Raw genomic sequence first — 16,197 nt, 5'->3', positions numbered from 1 at the left:
CAGCCCCGTGACGAAGCCTCAACGTTTCGGAGCGGCTGCCGATATCCCTCGGAGCGGGCGCCGGAATCGCGGCCCCCGTTGGCCACGCGCGCAGGCCGGCAGGCCCCGCGCGCATGGCGGGACAATCGCAACCGAATGGAATCGTCAGATGAAAATGAAGTGGGCAGGTTGTTTTGTCATACTAATGAATTTTGCGGCGCAGCCATCGCACGCGGATGAAATCTACGGCGGCGTGGCGACGGACGGGATCGGACTGGGATACGGCCATGCGGTGACGCGCTATGCGAACCTGCGCGCGGAATTCGACGGTTTCGCGTTGTCGCGCTCGTTCACCGCGGGCGACCTGCGCTACGACGCCCATCTGGACCTGTATCACGGCGGGCTTTACGCCGACCTGTTCCCCGCGCCGTCGGTCGTGCCGTTCCATCTGACGGCGGGCCTGATCATCGGCGGCGACAACATCGACGCGACCGCGACGAGCATGACGGGCACCTATCGAATCAACGGCGTGACCGTGCCGACCGGCGGCGAGACCATTCACGCGAAGGCGAAGTTTCCGGTCGTGCGCCCGTACTTCGGGCTCGGCTTCGGCCACAACCCGAGCCATCGCGGGCTGTCGGCGTTCTTCGACGCAGGCGTCGCATTCGGCAAGCCTCACGTGGACTTCGACGTCCCGCCGAACATCGTGGCCGCGGCGGGACAGTCGAACGTCGACGCGGAAGAAGCGAACCTGCGGGACAAGGCCAACCGGCTGCGCTTCTATCCGATCGTCAAGATCGGGGCGACCTACCGCTTCTGAGCGGCGCACGGGGCGCACGGGGCGCGCGGCCGCCGCGCCCCGCGTCGCGCTACCGTTCGTCGCCGCGCCGCCGGAACGCCCACCACGCGGCGAGCGCCGTGAAGCCGGCGACGAGCAGCACCATCAGCCAGAAGCCGTGCTTGTTCTCCGAGAACGGAATCCCGCCGACGTTCATTCCGAAGAAGCCCGCGACGATGTTGATCGGCAGCGCGATCACGGTCACGAGCGTCAGCGTGAACAGCGTGCGGTTGTTCTGCTCGTCGAGGCGCGAGCCGATCTCTTCCTGCAGCAGCTTGATCCGCTCGACGAGCCCGGCGAGATCGGCGAGCACCAGCGAGAATTCCTCGGTCGACTCGCGCAGCTCCTGCACGTCCTCCGCATGCAGCCACGCGGGCGGCTTCGCGAGCAGCCGGAAGATCGAGCCGGGCTCCGGCGCGAGCATGCGCTGCAGCCGCGTCAGCGTGCGGCGCATCGCGCCCAGCTCGACGCGGCTCGCGGTCAGGCGCTGCGACAGGAAGCGATCCTCGATGCGGTCGACGTCGACGCTCGTGCGCCGCATGATCTGGATCAGCAGGTCGGCCTGGTCGCGCAGCAGGTGCACGAGCAGCTCCGCGGGCGAACGGAAACGCTCGCCGTCCCGCACGCTCGCGCGCAGCGTGTCGACCGAGCGCAGCGGCTTGAGCCGCGCGGTGACCATGATGCGCCGCTCGACGTGGACGAACAGCGTCGCGATCTCCGACGGCGTGAGTTCGAGATTGAACATCACGTCGTTGACGATCGCGCGCAGCGCGCCGTCTTCCTGTTCGATGCGGGTCGAGCGAGACCCTTCGTGCAGGAATTCGAAGAAGCTGTCGGGCAGCCCGAGGTGCGTGCGCATCCAGCGCTCGCTCGCGCCGTGCGCGAGGTTGAAGTGCAGCCAGACGAACGCATCGTCCGGCGCAGCGGCGCGGTGCCCGCGCAGCCAGTCGGCGGCGGCCTCGGCGTCGAGCATCGTCCCGGGCTCGCCGGGCATGAACCGGAACCCGCACACCATGCCGGAGGTATCCGCGCCGTAAGTCTGTACGATCATGTCGAAGGTCGTGCGGCGCACGGGCATCATCGGCGGGCGCGCCGCACGCGCCCGGACGCCGCGCAGGGAAAGGAACCACGACGTATGCCCGACCGATGTGACGTTTTCGTGACGACGTCACGAACGGCGTCGCGGCATCGAATGCAACGCGCCGCCCGGCGGGCGGCGCAAGCATCGGCAACGGGGGCGGCTTACTGGCGGTTCTGCGACTGCTCGGCGGACGGGCACGCGGGATCCTTGCCCCAGTGGCCGTCGCACACGCGCCACCGGCACAGCTGATCCTCGAAGAAGCCGCGTTCCGAACACTCCTTCACGCGCGCGGCGAGCGTCGCGCCACCCGCCGTCGCGGCGGTCTTGGTCGGCGCAGCCTGCGCCGCGGGCTTCTTGTCGGCCGGCTTCGTGCGCGCGACAAGCGCCGCGAGCAGGTCCGCATCCGGATCGTCCTTCGCACTTGCCGTGCGCGTCGACGCGTCGCGACGCTTCTTCGCCTGCGCGACTTCGGCCTGCTGCTCCTTGCGGCGCTTTTTGGCCTCGGCCTTTGCTTCGGCTTTTGCGTCGGCCTTGGCGCGCGCGGCGTCGGTCTTGCCGCGGGCGGCGACCGTGGCGGCCGAGGTCGCCTTGGCCGCCGGCTTCGCGCCCTTCGCGGCATCGGCTTTGGCTGCCGCGGCCGGCGCGACGGCCGGCGCAGCGGCGCCCGACGCATCGTCGGCGCCGCTCGCGAGCGCGCGCGACAGGCGGCCGTTGTCCGCGGCGGGCGCGGACGATGCGGATGCAACGGTTCGGGAAGCTGCGTCGTCGTTGACGATCGTGGCGGGCTGCGGCGCGCTCGCGGCGTGCGCTACCTGCGGCGCAACGGCGCTGGCGGGCGCGGCCTTCGCCGGCACCGGCGCCGCAGGCGCGGCGGGTGCCGCAGGCGCGGCAGCCACTGCCGTGGTGGTATCGTCCGCCTGCTGCATGCGCCACGCGCCCCAGCCGCCGACCGCGACCACGAGCGCGACGACGGCTGCGATCGGCGCCTTCAACGAACGGCGCGGCGGTTCGGGCTGCGGTGCGACGCGTCCCTCCAGGTCCGCGAGAATCCGCGAATGCTGGGACCCGTCGGCCTGTTTCGTGTCGGACAGCAGGCTGGGCGGAGTTTTTGAATTCGAATTGTCCGGCGCACTCATTCAGTGTCTCATTGAATCCTGGTTTAATTCGCCGCGATAATATAGCCCGGCCTCTCAGAGCAGGCCTGATTCTAAGAGCAAGCATTGCAAAACACAATCAATTCCAATTTCCGGGGATTTCGTTGATTGCCGTCGCACTCGTCGCCTATTTCGCCCTTGCAGTCGCCATCGCGGCGCTGCTGCTTTTACCCGGCGTCCGGGCCACCGTTTTTGAATCGGTCGCCCAGTTTCACGGCCGTCTCACGCGCCGTGCGAGCGATCGCGCCAGTCGCACCCGCAGTCAGATTGTTAAATCGGCAAGCGTTACCCGGGGTGCTTTAAACGATGTGCAAAATTTACTTGTCCGGCGGCGCTTGCTGATTATGGTGTCGACAGGTATTCTTGCGACGCCGCCATTGGTCGCCATTGCGTTGCGCGGCCGGCAATTATTCCAATTCGACGACACGGCGCGCGCGCCTGACGAGAAGATCGCCGCCCTGCTGGAGGGCGAGCAGCTCGTGCCGCCCCCGCCGTTGCCGCCGGAAGTCTTTGCCACCAAGGAAGTCGAGCAGGTGCGGCCGGCGCTGAAAGACGCCAGCCGCGACTGGAACCTGCTGGACCCGGATTTCCGCACGCGCTTGCTGCTGGTCTACAAGATCATGCGCGAGCAGCACGGTTACGAAATGGCATTGCTGGAAGGTTACCGGAGCCCGGAACGGCAAAACCGGCTGGCGCAAATGGGCAGCAACGTGACCAATGCGGCGGCGTTCCAGAGTTATCACCAATTCGGGCTGGCGTCCGACAATGCGTTCCTGCGCGACGGCAAGCTGGTCATTTCCGAGAAAGATCCGTGGGCGATGCGCGGCTACCAGTTATACGGACAGACCGCCGAACAGGTCGGCCTGACCTGGGGCGGGCGCTGGAAAATGATGGATCTGGGGCACGTTGAATACCATAAACCCGGTTTTAAACTGGGACGCGGCAGCTAGCCAGGGCTGCCGGACAGGAAATAATGAGGGCGGCATGGGGCTTTTTAATATCCCGGCAGGAAACGATATGGGCGGTGCAAGCGGTCGTGCATTCCGGTGCACGATTTTCTCGGGCGGCCGGTCCCGTTTTAAATCTCACAGCGTCCTTTCGTTAATGCGCGCGCCTTCTCCGATGCCGCGGGCGCATTGATGCCGGCCTCTTTCACCCCGTTTGACAGCATGGCGACACATCGCGGCGCCACCCTTGCCGCTCGACGCGCCTGCGTCGCCTCACCGAATCGCACCGGAACCTGAACGTCCTATGCAACGCATCCTCAACGTGCTGACTCACCCGCGTACGCTCTCGATCGTCGGGATCGTCGCGCTCGCGGCGATCCTCTTCATCGCCGCCGATACGCTGCAGCTGCCGCTCCTGTGGGCGGCGCTCGCCTTCGCGGCGATCCTCGCGCTGTGGCTCGGCGTCGCGCTGTGGCGCCGCTGGCGCGTGAAGCGCGCGAACCGCCAGCTCGGCGAGATGCTCGAGGAGCAGGCGGAAACCGGCAAGATCGCCGCGCCGGCCGCCGCCGCTGCCGCGACGGACGCGAAGACGGCCGACCTCGACGTGCTGCGCACGCGCCTGTCCGACGCGGTGAAGACGATCAAGACCTCGAAGATCGGCCAGGTGTCCGGCGGCTCCGCGCTGTACGAGCTGCCGTGGTACATCGTGATCGGCAACCCGGCCGCGGGCAAGAGCAGCGCGGTGATCAATTCCGGCCTGCAGTTCCCGTTCGCGGACAAGAACAGCGCGGTGATCCACGGCATCGGCGGCACCCGCAACTGCGACTGGTTCTTCACGACCGAAGGCATCCTGCTCGACACCGCGGGCCGCTACTCGGTGCACGAGGAGGACCGCAGCGAGTGGCTCGGCTTCCTCGGCCTGCTCAAGCGCTACCGCCCGAAGGCGCCGATCAACGGCATCATCGTCACCGCGAGCATCGCCGAGCTCACCGGCAACCGCCCCGAATTCGCGATCAACCTCGCAAAGAACCTCCGCCAGCGCGTGCAGGAGCTGACCGAGAAGCTCGAAGTGTTCGCGCCGGTCTACGTGATGTTCACGAAGGCCGACCTGATCACCGGCTTCACCGAGTTCTTCAGCAGCAGCGACAAGCACGAATACGACCGCGTGTGGGGCGCCACCCTGCCCTACGAGCCGGACGAGAAGCGCGACGTCGTCGCGCTGTTCGACGAGCGCTTCGAGGAGCTGTACGACGGGCTGAAGGAGATCAGCGTCGCGCAGCTGTCGCTGTCGCGCGGCAACCTGGCGTCGCCGGGCCAGTTGAGCTTCCCGCTCGAGTTCTCGACGATCAAGCCGGCGCTGCGCGCGTTCCTCGCGACGCTGTTCGAGAACAACCCGTTCCAGTACAAGCCGATCTTCCGCGGCTTCTACTTCACCAGCGCGCTGCAGGAAGGCGAGACCAGCAGCGCCGCCGCGCAGCGCATCGCGCACCGCTTCGGCCTCGACGCGAGCGCGCTGCCGAAGCCGCACAGCGCGTTCTCGAAGAACGGCTTCTTCCTGCGCGACCTGTTCTCGAAGGTGGTCTTCGCGGACCGCCAGACGGTGCGCCAGTTCGCGAGCCCGACCAAGACGCGCCTGCGCTACGCGACCTTCTTCGGCTTCGTCGCGGCGCTCGCGCTCGCGCTCGGCGGCTGGACCTGGTCGACGATCGGCAACCAGCAGCTCGTCGCGAACGTGCAGGCCGACCTCGACAACGTCTCGCGCATGCAGCAGGGCCGCAACGACCTGCAGTCGCGCCTGCAGGCGATGGACATCCTCGAGGACCGCATCGAGCAGCTCGAGCAGTTCCGCCGCGACAAGCCGGTGTCGGTGTCGCTCGGCCTCTACCAGGGCGACCGCCTCGAGCAGCACCTGCTGACCGAGTACTACAACGGCGTGCGCCAGATCCTGCTGAGCCCGGTGTCGCAGAACCTCGCGTCGTTCCTGAAGGACGTGAACGCGCATCCGGACCAGCTCGTGCCGATGACGCGCCCGCCGGAGTCCGGCGCGGTGCAGGGCGGCGCCATCCCGGTCTCGACGAATCCGGCCGGGGCCGCACCGCAGGCCGCCGCCGCGCAGCCGGCCGCGGCCCCCCAGGGCGGCCTGTACAGCGACGCGTCGCCGACCAACGTGCAGGACGCGTACAACGCGCTGAAGACCTACCTGATGCTGTCCGACAAGCGCCACGTCGAGCAGGCGCACCTGACCGACCAGGTCGCACGCTTCTGGCGCGGCTGGCTGGAGACGAATCGCGGCAACATGCCGCGCGACGAGATGATCCGGAGCGCCGAGCGCATGATCTCGTTCTACCTCGCGCGCGTGAACGACAACGACTGGCCGATGATCGAAGCGAACCTCTCGCTCGTCGACCAGACCCGCGAGAACCTGCGCCGCGTCGTGCGCGGGATGCCGGCCCGCCAGCGCGTGTACGAGGAAATCAAGGCGCGCGCGTCGACCCGCTTCGCGCCGATGACCATCGCGCGCATCGTCGGCGACGGCAACGGCGGCCTGATCGCCGGCAGCTACGCGATCCCCGGCACGTTCACGCGCGACGCGTGGTTCGAGTACGTGCAGCCGGCGATCCGCGATGCCGCGACCAAGGAGCTGCAGGCGAAGGACTGGGTGCTGAACACGTCGACGCAGGACGACCTGACGCTCGAGGGCAGCCCCGAGCAGATCCAGAAGACGCTGGTCGGCATGTACAAGACCGAATACGCGCAGCACTGGCAGAAGTTCATGCAGGGCATCGCCGTGCAGGGCTTCAGCAGCTTCGGGCAGGCGGTCGACGGGATGAACCGCCTGGGCGACCCGCAGGATTCGCCGATCCGCAAGGTGCTCGAGACCGCGTACGACCAGACCTCGTGGGACAACCCGTCGCTCGCGAACGCGACGATCAAGAAGGCGCAGACGGGCGTCGTGAACTGGTTCAAGCAGCTGTTCACGCGCACGAAGGCTGGCCAGGTGGCGGCCGCCAACATCGACATCAACGGCAATCCGGCGGACGTGCCGATGGGCCCGGTCGGCCAGGAGTTCGTCGGCCTCGCGCGGATCGTCGCGACGCATGACGGCACGTCGCTGCTGAAGGGCTACATGGACACGCTGTCGAAGGTCCGCACGCGCTTCAACGTGATCAAGAACCAGGGCGACCCGGGCCCGGGCGCGCGCCAGCTGATGCAGCAGACGCTCGACGGCAGCGGCTCGGAGCTGGCCGATTCGCTGAAGTTCGTCGACGAGCAGATGCTGACCGGCCTGACCGACACGCAACGCAAGTCGCTGCGCCCGCTGCTGGTGCGGCCGCTGATGCAGGCGTTCTCGGTCGTGATCCAGCCGGCCAGCGCGGAAGTCAACAAGGTGTGGAACGCGCAGGTCTACCAGCCGTTCCAGGGCTCGCTCGCGACCAAGTACCCGTTCGCGGCGAGCGCGAAGGTCGAGGCCGGCGCCAGCGAGATCGCGCAGGTGTTCGGTCCGGACGGCTCGATCGCGAAGTTCGTCGGCACGACGCTCGGGCCCCTCGCGGTGCGCCGCGGCGACACGCTCGCGGCCCGCACCTGGGGCGACATGGGCCTCGCGCTCGCGCCGGACTTCACGAACGGCTTCGCGCGCTGGGTCGCGCCGCTCTCGGGCGGCGCGGCGGGCGCCGGCGGCGGCGGTGCGTCGTCGGAACCGCAGACCGTGTTCCAGATCCTGCCGCAGCCGAGCAGCGGCACGACCGAGTACACGGTCGCGATCGACGGCCAGCAGCTGCGCTACCGCAACACGCCGCCGCAGTGGACCAACTTCGTGTGGCCGAACCCGCAGGGCTCGCCGGGCGCGACGCTGTCGGCGACCACCTTCGACGGCCGCACGATCCAGCTCGTCAACGAGCCGGGCCGCTACGGTCTCGAGAAGCTGATCAACTCCGCGCAGCGCAAGCGCCGCCCGGACGGCACCTTCGACCTCACGTGGACGCAGGGCAACGTGAACGTGTCGGTCACGATGCGCATCATCAGCACGTCGCAGCCGACCGGCGGCGGCGGCGACCAGCCGCAGCAGCAGAGCCTGCGCGGCCTGCGCCTGCCGTCGTCGGTCGCCGACGTCGGCGCGGGCTCGGCCGTCAACGCCACCGCCCTGCCGGGCGCGGGCGCGTCGGGCGCATCGGGTGCAGTCCCGGCCGCGCCGGCCGTTGCAGCCGCCGCCGCATCGAACGCACAGGGGGCGCAATGACGCAAACCGTTCAGGCGCAGATCGCCTACTTCGGCAAGATCCCGTCGCGCGGCGATTTCGTCAAAAGCCCGCACAACCCGCAGCTGCTGCAGACGCTCGACCGCTGGATCGCGCAGGCCCTCGAGCTGCTCGCCGAGGACCCGCGCTGGAAGATCGTCTACGAAGACGCGCAGCCGATGCACTTCGCGTTCCTCGGCTCGCGCAGCCGGCTCGCGATCGCCGGGCACATGGTCGCGAGCCACGACGTGTCGATGCGCCGCTTCCCGTTCCTCGGCGCGACCGCGCTCGAGGTCGAGCGGCCCGTCGCGTTCCTCGCGCGCAGCCCGCTCGCGTTCGCGCGGCTGTGGTCGCGCGTCGCGCAGCAGATCCCGCCGCTGCTCGGCAAGGAGGAGCCGCCCGGCGCGCTGCAGGCGCTCGGCGACACGCAGGTGCCGATCGAGGTCGGCAGCGGCCCCGGCAACGCGCACGACGGCACGTTCAACGATTTCATCGAGCACCAGTCGCTGTACGGCCTCGAGCAGATGCTGCTCGCGAGCGGCCATCCGGTGCGGCTGCGCGGCGCGATGCTCGCGCTCGGCTCGCTGCTGCGCCCGGTGATGCAGAGCGGCTCGTCGCACATCGAGCGCGGCCTCACGCTGCCGCTGCCGGTCGACCCGTTCTACCGCAGCCTCGTCGCGGCGTTCTGGCTCGAACTGATCGCGCCGTTCGTCGCGCAGGCCGACTTCGAGCTCGCGATCTTCATGGGTTCGATCGCCGAACGCGAACGGCTCATCATCGGCTTCAACGGCGCTTCGGCGAAAACGCTGCTGAGCGTCGTCGACCCGCAGACCTACGCCGCCCACAACATCGACATCGACGATCCGGAGTGGATCGACGCCCATGCGCAAAACGATCAACAGATCAGCAAGCTCGTCAGCTACCTCGACCAACCGCAACTGTCGCTGCGCTTCGCGATCGACGCGTTCCGCGAAGCGTTCATCGGAGGCTGACAGCATGCGCAACACGAATCACACGCGCCGCGCGCGCTTCTCGCCCGTCATCGCCGCCCTCCTCGCCGCCGGCCTGCTCGCCGCCGGCGCCAGCAGCTTCGCGCAGAACAGCGGCGCGACCGTCACGCCGGTCGGCAACGGCACCGTACAGACGAGCGCGCTGCCGGCGACCGCCGCGCCCGCATCGCTGACGTCCGGTACCGTCGCGCCGCCGGCCGCCGCGACCACGACACTGGCCCCGCCGCCCGCGAACGCGACGCCCGGCCAGGTCGTCGTCGGCGGCAAGGTGCCCGACGAGGCGACCAAGGCCGCCGTGCTGCAGAAGCTGCGCGACACCTATGGCGCCGCGAACGTCGTCGACCAGATCGAGATCGGCGACGTCGCGACGCCGCCGAACTGGGGCGCGAACGTGCAGAAGCTGATCGGCCCGCAGCTCAAGCAGATCAGCAAGGGGCAGTTGAAGATCAACGGCACGCAGATCGACATGAAGGGCGAGGTGCGCAACGAGGCGCAGCGCCAGCAGCTCGCGAGCGACATGGCGAACACGCTGAACCCGACGTACACGATCAAGAACGGGCTGCGCGTGTCGGCGTCGGAGCAGGGGCTGCTCGACCAGACGCTCGCGAACCGCACGATCGAGTTCGAGACCGGCAGCGCGACGCTCACGCCGCAAGGCAAGGTGGTGCTCGACCAGATGGCCGCGGCGCTCTCGAAGATGCCGAACCGCACGGTCGATCTCATCGGGCATACCGACAATTCGGGGAACCGCGCGTCGAACATCGCGCTGAGCCAGGCGCGCGCGGATGCGGTGAAGGGCTATCTGATCACGAAGGGGATCGCGTCGCAGCAGATGACGACGACGGGGGTGGGCCCGGATCAGCCGATCGCGCCGAATGATACGGCTGAAGGGCGGGCGCGGAATCGACGGATCGATTTCCGGGTGGGGCAGTAGGCGGGGGGCCGGGATTGTGCGGGTCCGTGTTCGACGCTTGTCGGCGGACATGAACGTTGCATTGCGCGCCGGCCGGGTCTTGCCTGATTTTGGCGATCTGCCGGCCGGTCGCGAATGAGATCACGGGCTGCTCGACTGGACGCTCGCAATGCGCACGATCGAGTTCCGGGATCGGGCAGCGAGTTGCGGGGGGCTTGGGGGGCAGCCGCCACCTTGTGAGGGCGACGTCAGCACGCCGCTCACCATGCGCTACGGCGCGTTCCCACGCAGACGGACAACGCCCGGCGACTGCTCGAAATCCTGGATCGACATATCGAGCTGCGACGGCGGTCCATCCGCCACACCCAGTGAATAAACGTCGTCGATCAACCACGCATCGCCTTCCTTGACGAGGATGACGTCCGAGCGCCCCACCGAATAAGCCTTGCGGGTGCCCTTCACCATCTCGGACCAGTCGACACGGACTCGTACGCGCGATGGATCCGCGACCAGGATCCTCACGGGACGCGTAACCTTCATTCGCACGTCATTGCCATAGTTCGATGGATCGCTGTCGATCTCGGAGTCGGACAAGCGTACGTCGAGCATTCCAGTCACCTTGTCGGAATCGACGCACGTTCTTTTCATCAGCGCGAACAGTGCATGAGAAAAGACCGTTTTGAATACCCTCGTATACTGCGCGTCGCGATACGCGCGGTGATGCACGCGGCGGTCCAGCGGCATGCCGTTGCCGTCGGTACGGCTGAAACGGCACGACGCGTCAGCGTGTGACAGTGAGTAGTATTGCTTGACGGTCGCCTCGATCTGCGCGGCGTCCGCCGCTGCAACGCGAGCCACCTGAGCCTCCAATGCCGCGCACCAAGCCAGCATCGATATCGACAGGAACAACGACGCACGCAGTTTCAATTACTGAACTCCTTTACATACTTATCGAAATCGGCCTTGAGTTGCGCCATCGTGTAGCCTTGATCTTGACTCGTGCCTGGCATACATGCCCATTCGTTGCGCAGCAATGCCACGGCTTTCTCGATCTCGCCCGTTCTGACGTAACCGAGAGCCGTGGGTTGCGGCTGACCGCTCTTGTCGAAGCGGCCGGGATGCCCCTCCATTAAAAACACCGCGTAGCGATCCTGGGTAGCGGGCTGAAAGTCGGCAGGCAAAGCACCCTGCTCCGGTCGCTGCCCGGCGAGCCATGCAGCTTTAGTCATCTGATACGCACCTTGATGATGCGCGCCATTCGGGTACGTCGACAAATCCTTGAGCGCACCTGACAGAGTGTAGACGCCCTGGGACGCGTAATACGTCTTCGCGTCCCCAGCCAGTTCAAGGAACGTCTTCGCTTCCCGGCTACGGATGATCTTCAGGAATGCCTTCATGCGTGCAAGCGGCAGCGGGTCACTGAAGCCTTGTTTCCTGTAGATTCCAATCGGTTCATAAAAGTGCCGGGTCTTACCAGGACCGACACCGCTGACACATAGATAATTGCGCTTGAAATCGCTGACGTAATAGTGATACGTACGGATGTCGATATGGCCTGGTTGGCCTTTCCCGTCGGCGGTTTCAGCATCGCCCATCACGTGGTATACGATCACGTCGCCGGGCAATGCCCAACGCGCGTCGGGCAATTGGCTCGTAACATTGACGAAACCCTGCGACTCCAGAAATGCTCCGGCCACCTTCGCATAGCTGCCGCCTGCTCCGGCAAACGTACCGTTCTTTTCGCGGACGAATTTGATCGCGTTTGCTTTCCAGAGCGCGACCTTAACGTACATGTAGCACTGACCACGCGACTTCTTCGTTTCCTTGGTTCCATACTGGATTGTGCCGTCTGCAATCTGCTTGAGGTTCACGACCGTGGACGACGATGGCATCGCATATGTCGTCTGCTCCTCAGCGAGGTCGCTCATCTTCTTTGCGACTGCTCCAAGATCGACCTTTGCGGCTTGCTCAGAAGCGGTCGAAGAGGCGGACGCTGCGGGCTTCGCTGAGCCTGCCGATTTTCCCGCGACTGGGTTCGTATCCATCCCGAGCCAGTTCTCGATGAAATGCCAAGCAGCATTGATCTTATGCCCGGCCCAATCGCTCCACGTCTCTTCCGGCTGCGCCTGTGGATGCCCGACCGAATCTCGCTTTGTCACAACGGTCGGCGCAGTGGGTGCCCTGCCGGCCCCTCCCTTCGTTCCGGCCGGCTTAGCCGTCGATGTCCTCGTACTCGTCGACGGCTTACTCACTGGCGTCGGCTGAGTGGCGGAAGCCGTCCGCGCAGACGATGTATTCGCCGCCCCTGACGACATTCCCGGCGATTGAGTGGCCGCGGGGCTCGCAGCAGTACCGGTGGATTGCGCAGCTGTCGCATCCATCGACGAAGTCGACACACGTACGGGAGGTGGGGATGTTGCCGCACCGCCCGACGCAGCTGAGGCAGTCGAGACCGGTGTCTTTCGCGGCGTACCTCCACCAGCATCGTCTGCATACGCGGGATGAGCTTCCGCGCCGCCATCATCCACTTGCGTTTGCGATGGAGGCTCCTTGTGCACGTCGTCCTCCGCCCCTCCATGCAACTGGGTCGACGTCTTGAGGAGCATACTCGGGCTCATCATCGTGATCGTACTGTCCACGCCAGGAACCGTGAAACGCGCCACCTGCTTATAAGCGCCGGCGTCCGTCTTGACTGAGATGGAGCAATCCGCGCCGGGCGTATAAATGTTGACTGGTGCCGCTAGTCCATCAGAGTCGGTCACGCCATCGACGATGATACTTCCCGACTGCAGTCGATAGCTCAATCCATTAATCGGGCTACCGTCGAGGCCAATGAAACGGCATTCGATTTTTGGCAAAGTGACTGCATCAGCCTGTTCCGTCTGCTGTTCACTCGTCTTGCTGTTTGCATCCCCCTTATCTACGCCATCCAAAGCACTTTGCGTAGCCGGGATGCTCTGGACAGCTTGATCGATCGGCGTATTCTGGTCGGCCGCAGGCGGCACCGACGAGACCGCGGAAGATTCGGTCATTTGCTCCTGCTGATGCGCCGGCCCAGCCTCTACAGCATTGGAGTCAAATGGCATTGCCTCCGTTACACCCATGTCGTTGGGGGCATTTGCTTTCACATCGTCGATATTGTCCCCTTGCGCGCTCGGCGGGAACAGTCGCGTTGGCGCGTCGCCAGAATTGATCGCCATTGTCTGTAATCCTTAAACCTGCGTCGTGTCGTCGTGTTCGGCGAAGTGGACCGAGTCGATAAACATTCGCCACGGGTCATCGCCCACATACAGCTTCAAGTTCGATTCGTTCCGGGTAAAAACACGGCTCGTCATGCCGTTCGAATCCAACAATCCGCTACTCACGACTGCGCCTGATTCATCCTTGAATGCGTAAGGCACACGTCCGAGTGGAATGCCGAATTCCTGACCCAACATCCGCTTGACTTCAACGCGCTGGCTATACACCTGTGGCGTCACCAACACTGGAAGAGCAGGCAGCGTATACGGCATGCTCGCCGGACCGCTGAACGCGTGCTGAGCGCCCTTGAAATCGACTTTCCCCGGTGCATGAATCTCGATGTTGCCGCCCTTGAGCCGGATGTAGGCGCCGCCCGACGTCAGCAGGATTTCCTGCTTCGCGGCCACCTCGACATTCTCGGTCGCCGACAGCATCTTCACGGTCTTTTGCGCAGTGAGCTCGATATTGTCCGAGTGCGCCCGCACCTCCACCTTGCCCTTCGCGGCAAAGAGCTTCATGCCTGCGTTCTGCACGAAAAAGCTGACTTTCTCGGCAATACTCGCAATCAGCGACTTCCCGCTGGCGATATGCGTACTCTGACCGCTGACGAAATTGACCTGCCGGTCGCTCGCCACGTGCATCGACTGCTGCGTAGACAGCGCGATGCCCGACGGGCTCGCGAACAGCATCACCGGTTCCTTGAACGCATTCGCGCTGCCTGTCCCGCCGCCGGCCGTCCTGCCACCCGACGACGCCCCCGACACGCTGCTCCGAGTCGCATCGGTGAACGTCTTCAACGCGTCGTGCCCATCGCCGAGCCCTTCCGCCTGATGCGTCTGGCTCATCTGCGACAACGCCTCGACCAGCCCTTCGGCACTGACGAGCTGCTGCTGTGCTTCGCGCACGTCGAGCGGCTGGCTGTTCGCCTGCTTCGGATGCGTCGCGACGTACAGCCCCTGCGCAGCACGCACCGCACCGTAAGCGTCCGTCCGCAGATCGAAACCCGACCCAAGATACGCGCCACGCGCATTGCCGCTCTGCTCGATCAGGTATCCGAGATGAAGCAGCGAATTCCCACTGCTGCTGAACAGCCGTGCGCGGTTCTGCCCCGTCGCGTCATCGAGCACCATCTCGTTATAACCGGCACCCGAGTACTCCTTCGACCGGAACCCCGACAGGATCCCGTTGCCGTGCCATTGCGGCTTCACTGCCCCGTTGTAGACGCGATGCAGGACGATCGGCCGGTCGCAATCCCCGCCGATGTAACCGATCAGCACTTCCTCGCCCACCCGCGGAATATGCACGGCTCCATAGCCGCCGCCGGTATCCGACTGCACGACGCGCACCCAGCACGACGCGCGTTCGTCGCCTTGATTTTGCCGATCCCAGACGAACCTCACCTTGATGCGGTTCAGTTCGTCGGTGTGAACCTCCTCGCCTTTCGGCCCGACCACGACCGCCGTCTCGAGCTGCATCTCCGGCTTCTCGTGTTCGAACGGGCTGCGATACGGCACGGACACGCGCTGCGCTTCGACTTCGACGAGATAGAAGCCCGCCGACCCATCGTCGTGCGCGACCTGGCACGCAGCCGCGCCCGCGCAGCCAGCCTTGGCTTGCGCCAACCTGTCCTGCAGGCTATGCGGAAAGTTCGCTTCCTGCGCGGAGATCGGCAGGTTGTTCTCGATGTACCGCCACACCTTGATGGCCGCGAATTGCCGCTCGCCGTCCGGATCGCGATCGTGCTCCGGATGGTCAGCGAGCGTGAAGCGCCGTCCGGCATCGATTCCCCGCACGCCGCCGGTGCCGAAGAAGCGCTTCGCGCGCGACTCCCACTCCTCGAGGCGGACCTTCGACAGATGCTCGCCGCGCGCCTGATTCGCATACGTGTAGGCGCCCGTGTATTCGTAGATTTCGGCCTGCTCCGGCAAGCTCCCCTGGCCGCTCTTCGTCGGCAACGTCGTGCCGTTCGGGCTGGACGCCGCGGACGGCGCCTTGTAGTCGAACGTGCGCGTCGTGTGCAGCGTGCTCTGCAAGGTCCGCGAGCCCGCCCATTGCGTGAACGCGTCGGTTTCGCTGCCCGTTCCCGCCCGGTAGAAGCCGACCGTCTTCGGCGACATCTCGTCGACCGCATGGATATCGTCGGTGATGACGAGTGTATGCGACTTGCCGTCCTCGCCCTGTCGCCAGAAGCCGAACAGCCCTTCCTCCTCCATCAGGCGATGCACGAAGTTCCAGTCGGTCTCGCTCTGGCGGCAGTACGAGCGCGACGGCAGCGGCCGCGACAGCGCGAACTGGTACTGCCCTTGCGCCTGCGGATGCGCATCGAACACGTCGGCAAGAATCGCGTCGACGCTGCGATCCTGCCAGTAGCGCATGTCGCTGCGGAAGCGAAGGAAGTGCATCCACGACGCGAAGGTCAGCTGGTAGCTGGAAAGGCTCCCGTCCGCGCCCAGCCTGCGGGCCGTATGGATGTAGCCGTTGACCGGCAGATACGACCGGTCCGCCTGCTGGATCCACAGCGTGATCGGCTGCGCGATCAGCGTCTTCAGCTCGATGCCGCCCGAGGTGGATACCATGTCGAGCGCGACGCTGAAGTCGCGGCCCAGCTCCGAGCAGGTCACCGCCCGCCGCGGCACGAGCGCGTTGCCCGGCAGCGACGGAATCTCCGTCTTCAGCAAGCGGTCCTGCTGGACCAGGCCGCTACGTATCGCCTGCGCCAATTCGGCCATGTTCATCGTCGTTCACCCGCACGTTGGTCGCGAGCCCGCGGCGGCTCGCCGGTCAGTCTTGCCTCGTAA

The 16,197-nt window shown here is 65.9% G+C and carries 10 protein-coding genes; 5 read left to right on the top strand and 5 right to left on the bottom strand.

Going from position 1 to position 16,197, the window contains the following annotated elements:
• The first annotated feature begins 184 nt into the window (after window positions 1-184).
• On the top strand, window positions 185-799 hold the full coding sequence (locus KY49_RS00875) for a hypothetical protein (protein ID WP_231636331.1): 615 nt from the start codon (window positions 185-187) through the stop codon (window positions 797-799).
• A gap of 49 nt (window positions 800-848) precedes the next feature.
• Here KY49_RS00875 and KY49_RS00870 read toward each other — a convergent pair whose 3' ends face one another.
• Window positions 849-1,868, bottom strand: coding sequence for a transporter (locus tag KY49_RS00870; protein ID WP_045566752.1), 1,020 nt, complete (start codon window positions 1,866-1,868; stop codon window positions 849-851).
• 191 nt (window positions 1,869-2,059) lie between these two features.
• Window positions 2,060-3,034 (bottom strand): hypothetical protein, encoded by a 975-nt coding sequence (locus tag KY49_RS00865; protein WP_042582997.1) that lies wholly within the window; start codon window positions 3,032-3,034, stop codon window positions 2,060-2,062.
• A gap of 122 nt (window positions 3,035-3,156) precedes the next feature.
• Here KY49_RS00865 and KY49_RS00860 point away from each other — a divergent pair, with 122 nt between their 5' ends.
• From KY49_RS00860 to KY49_RS00845, 4 genes are all read left to right on the top strand, one after another.
• Complete coding sequence (locus KY49_RS00860; protein WP_042582996.1) at window positions 3,157-4,002, top strand: M15 family metallopeptidase; 846 nt, start codon at window positions 3,157-3,159, stop codon at window positions 4,000-4,002.
• A gap of 301 nt (window positions 4,003-4,303) precedes the next feature.
• On the top strand, window positions 4,304-8,239 hold the full coding sequence (tssM, locus tag KY49_RS00855; RefSeq protein ID WP_042582995.1) for a type VI secretion system membrane subunit TssM: 3,936 nt from the start codon (window positions 4,304-4,306) through the stop codon (window positions 8,237-8,239).
• The gene (gene tagF / locus KY49_RS00850; protein ID WP_042582994.1) at window positions 8,236-9,228 is read left to right on the top strand and encodes a type VI secretion system-associated protein TagF; all 993 of its coding nucleotides are present in this window, start codon (window positions 8,236-8,238) and stop codon (window positions 9,226-9,228) included. Before tssM ends, tagF begins: the two co-directional genes overlap by 4 nt.
• Window positions 9,229-9,232: 4 nt before the next feature.
• Window positions 9,233-10,180, top strand: coding sequence for an OmpA family protein (locus tag KY49_RS00845; protein WP_042582993.1), 948 nt, complete (start codon window positions 9,233-9,235; stop codon window positions 10,178-10,180).
• A 249-nt stretch (window positions 10,181-10,429) separates the two neighbouring features.
• On the opposite strand, the gene KY49_RS00840 is transcribed toward KY49_RS00845, so the two are convergent.
• Genes KY49_RS00840 through KY49_RS00830 form a run of 3 tightly spaced genes read right to left on the bottom strand, consistent with a single transcriptional unit; the run spans window position 10,430 to window position 16,134 of the window.
• Window positions 10,430-11,086, bottom strand: a complete 657-nt coding sequence (locus tag KY49_RS00840; RefSeq protein ID WP_231636330.1) for a hypothetical protein — start codon at window positions 11,084-11,086, stop codon at window positions 10,430-10,432.
• Window positions 11,083-13,359: a flagellar hook-length control protein FliK gene (locus KY49_RS38390; RefSeq protein ID WP_231636329.1), complete on the bottom strand. Its 2,277-nt coding sequence runs from the start codon at window positions 13,357-13,359 to the stop codon at window positions 11,083-11,085. Before KY49_RS38390 ends, KY49_RS00840 begins: the two co-directional genes overlap by 4 nt.
• A gap of 12 nt (window positions 13,360-13,371) precedes the next feature.
• The gene (locus KY49_RS00830; RefSeq protein ID WP_231636328.1) at window positions 13,372-16,134 is read right to left on the bottom strand and encodes a type VI secretion system Vgr family protein; all 2,763 of its coding nucleotides are present in this window, start codon (window positions 16,132-16,134) and stop codon (window positions 13,372-13,374) included.
• Window positions 16,135-16,197: the final 63 nt, after the last annotated feature.

Origin of the sequence: Burkholderia sp. MSHR3999 (assembly GCF_000833595.1) — a bacterium.
GTDB lineage: Bacteria > Pseudomonadota > Gammaproteobacteria > Burkholderiales > Burkholderiaceae > Burkholderia > Burkholderia ubonensis.
This window is presented reverse-complemented; position numbering and strand designations above follow the sequence as displayed.

Bases quoted from the DNA above. Each gene is read 5' to 3' on its own strand.
- KY49_RS00875 (WP_231636331.1), top strand. From the start codon at position 185: ATGAATTTTGCGGCGCAGCCATCGCACGCGGATGAAATCTACGGCGGC.
- KY49_RS00870 (WP_045566752.1), bottom strand. From the start codon at position 1,868: ATGATCGTACAGACTTACGGCGCGGATACCTCCGGCATGGTGTGCGGG.
- KY49_RS00865 (WP_042582997.1), bottom strand. From the start codon at position 3,034: ATGAGTGCGCCGGACAATTCGAATTCAAAAACTCCGCCCAGCCTGCTG.
- tssM (WP_042582995.1), top strand. From the start codon at position 4,304: ATGCAACGCATCCTCAACGTGCTGACTCACCCGCGTACGCTCTCGATC.
- tagF (WP_042582994.1), top strand. From the start codon at position 8,236: ATGACGCAAACCGTTCAGGCGCAGATCGCCTACTTCGGCAAGATCCCG.
- KY49_RS00845 (WP_042582993.1), top strand. From the start codon at position 9,233: ATGCGCAACACGAATCACACGCGCCGCGCGCGCTTCTCGCCCGTCATC.
- KY49_RS38390 (WP_231636329.1), bottom strand. From the start codon at position 13,359: ATGGCGATCAATTCTGGCGACGCGCCAACGCGACTGTTCCCGCCGAGC.
- KY49_RS00830 (WP_231636328.1), bottom strand. From the start codon at position 16,134: ATGAACATGGCCGAATTGGCGCAGGCGATACGTAGCGGCCTGGTCCAG.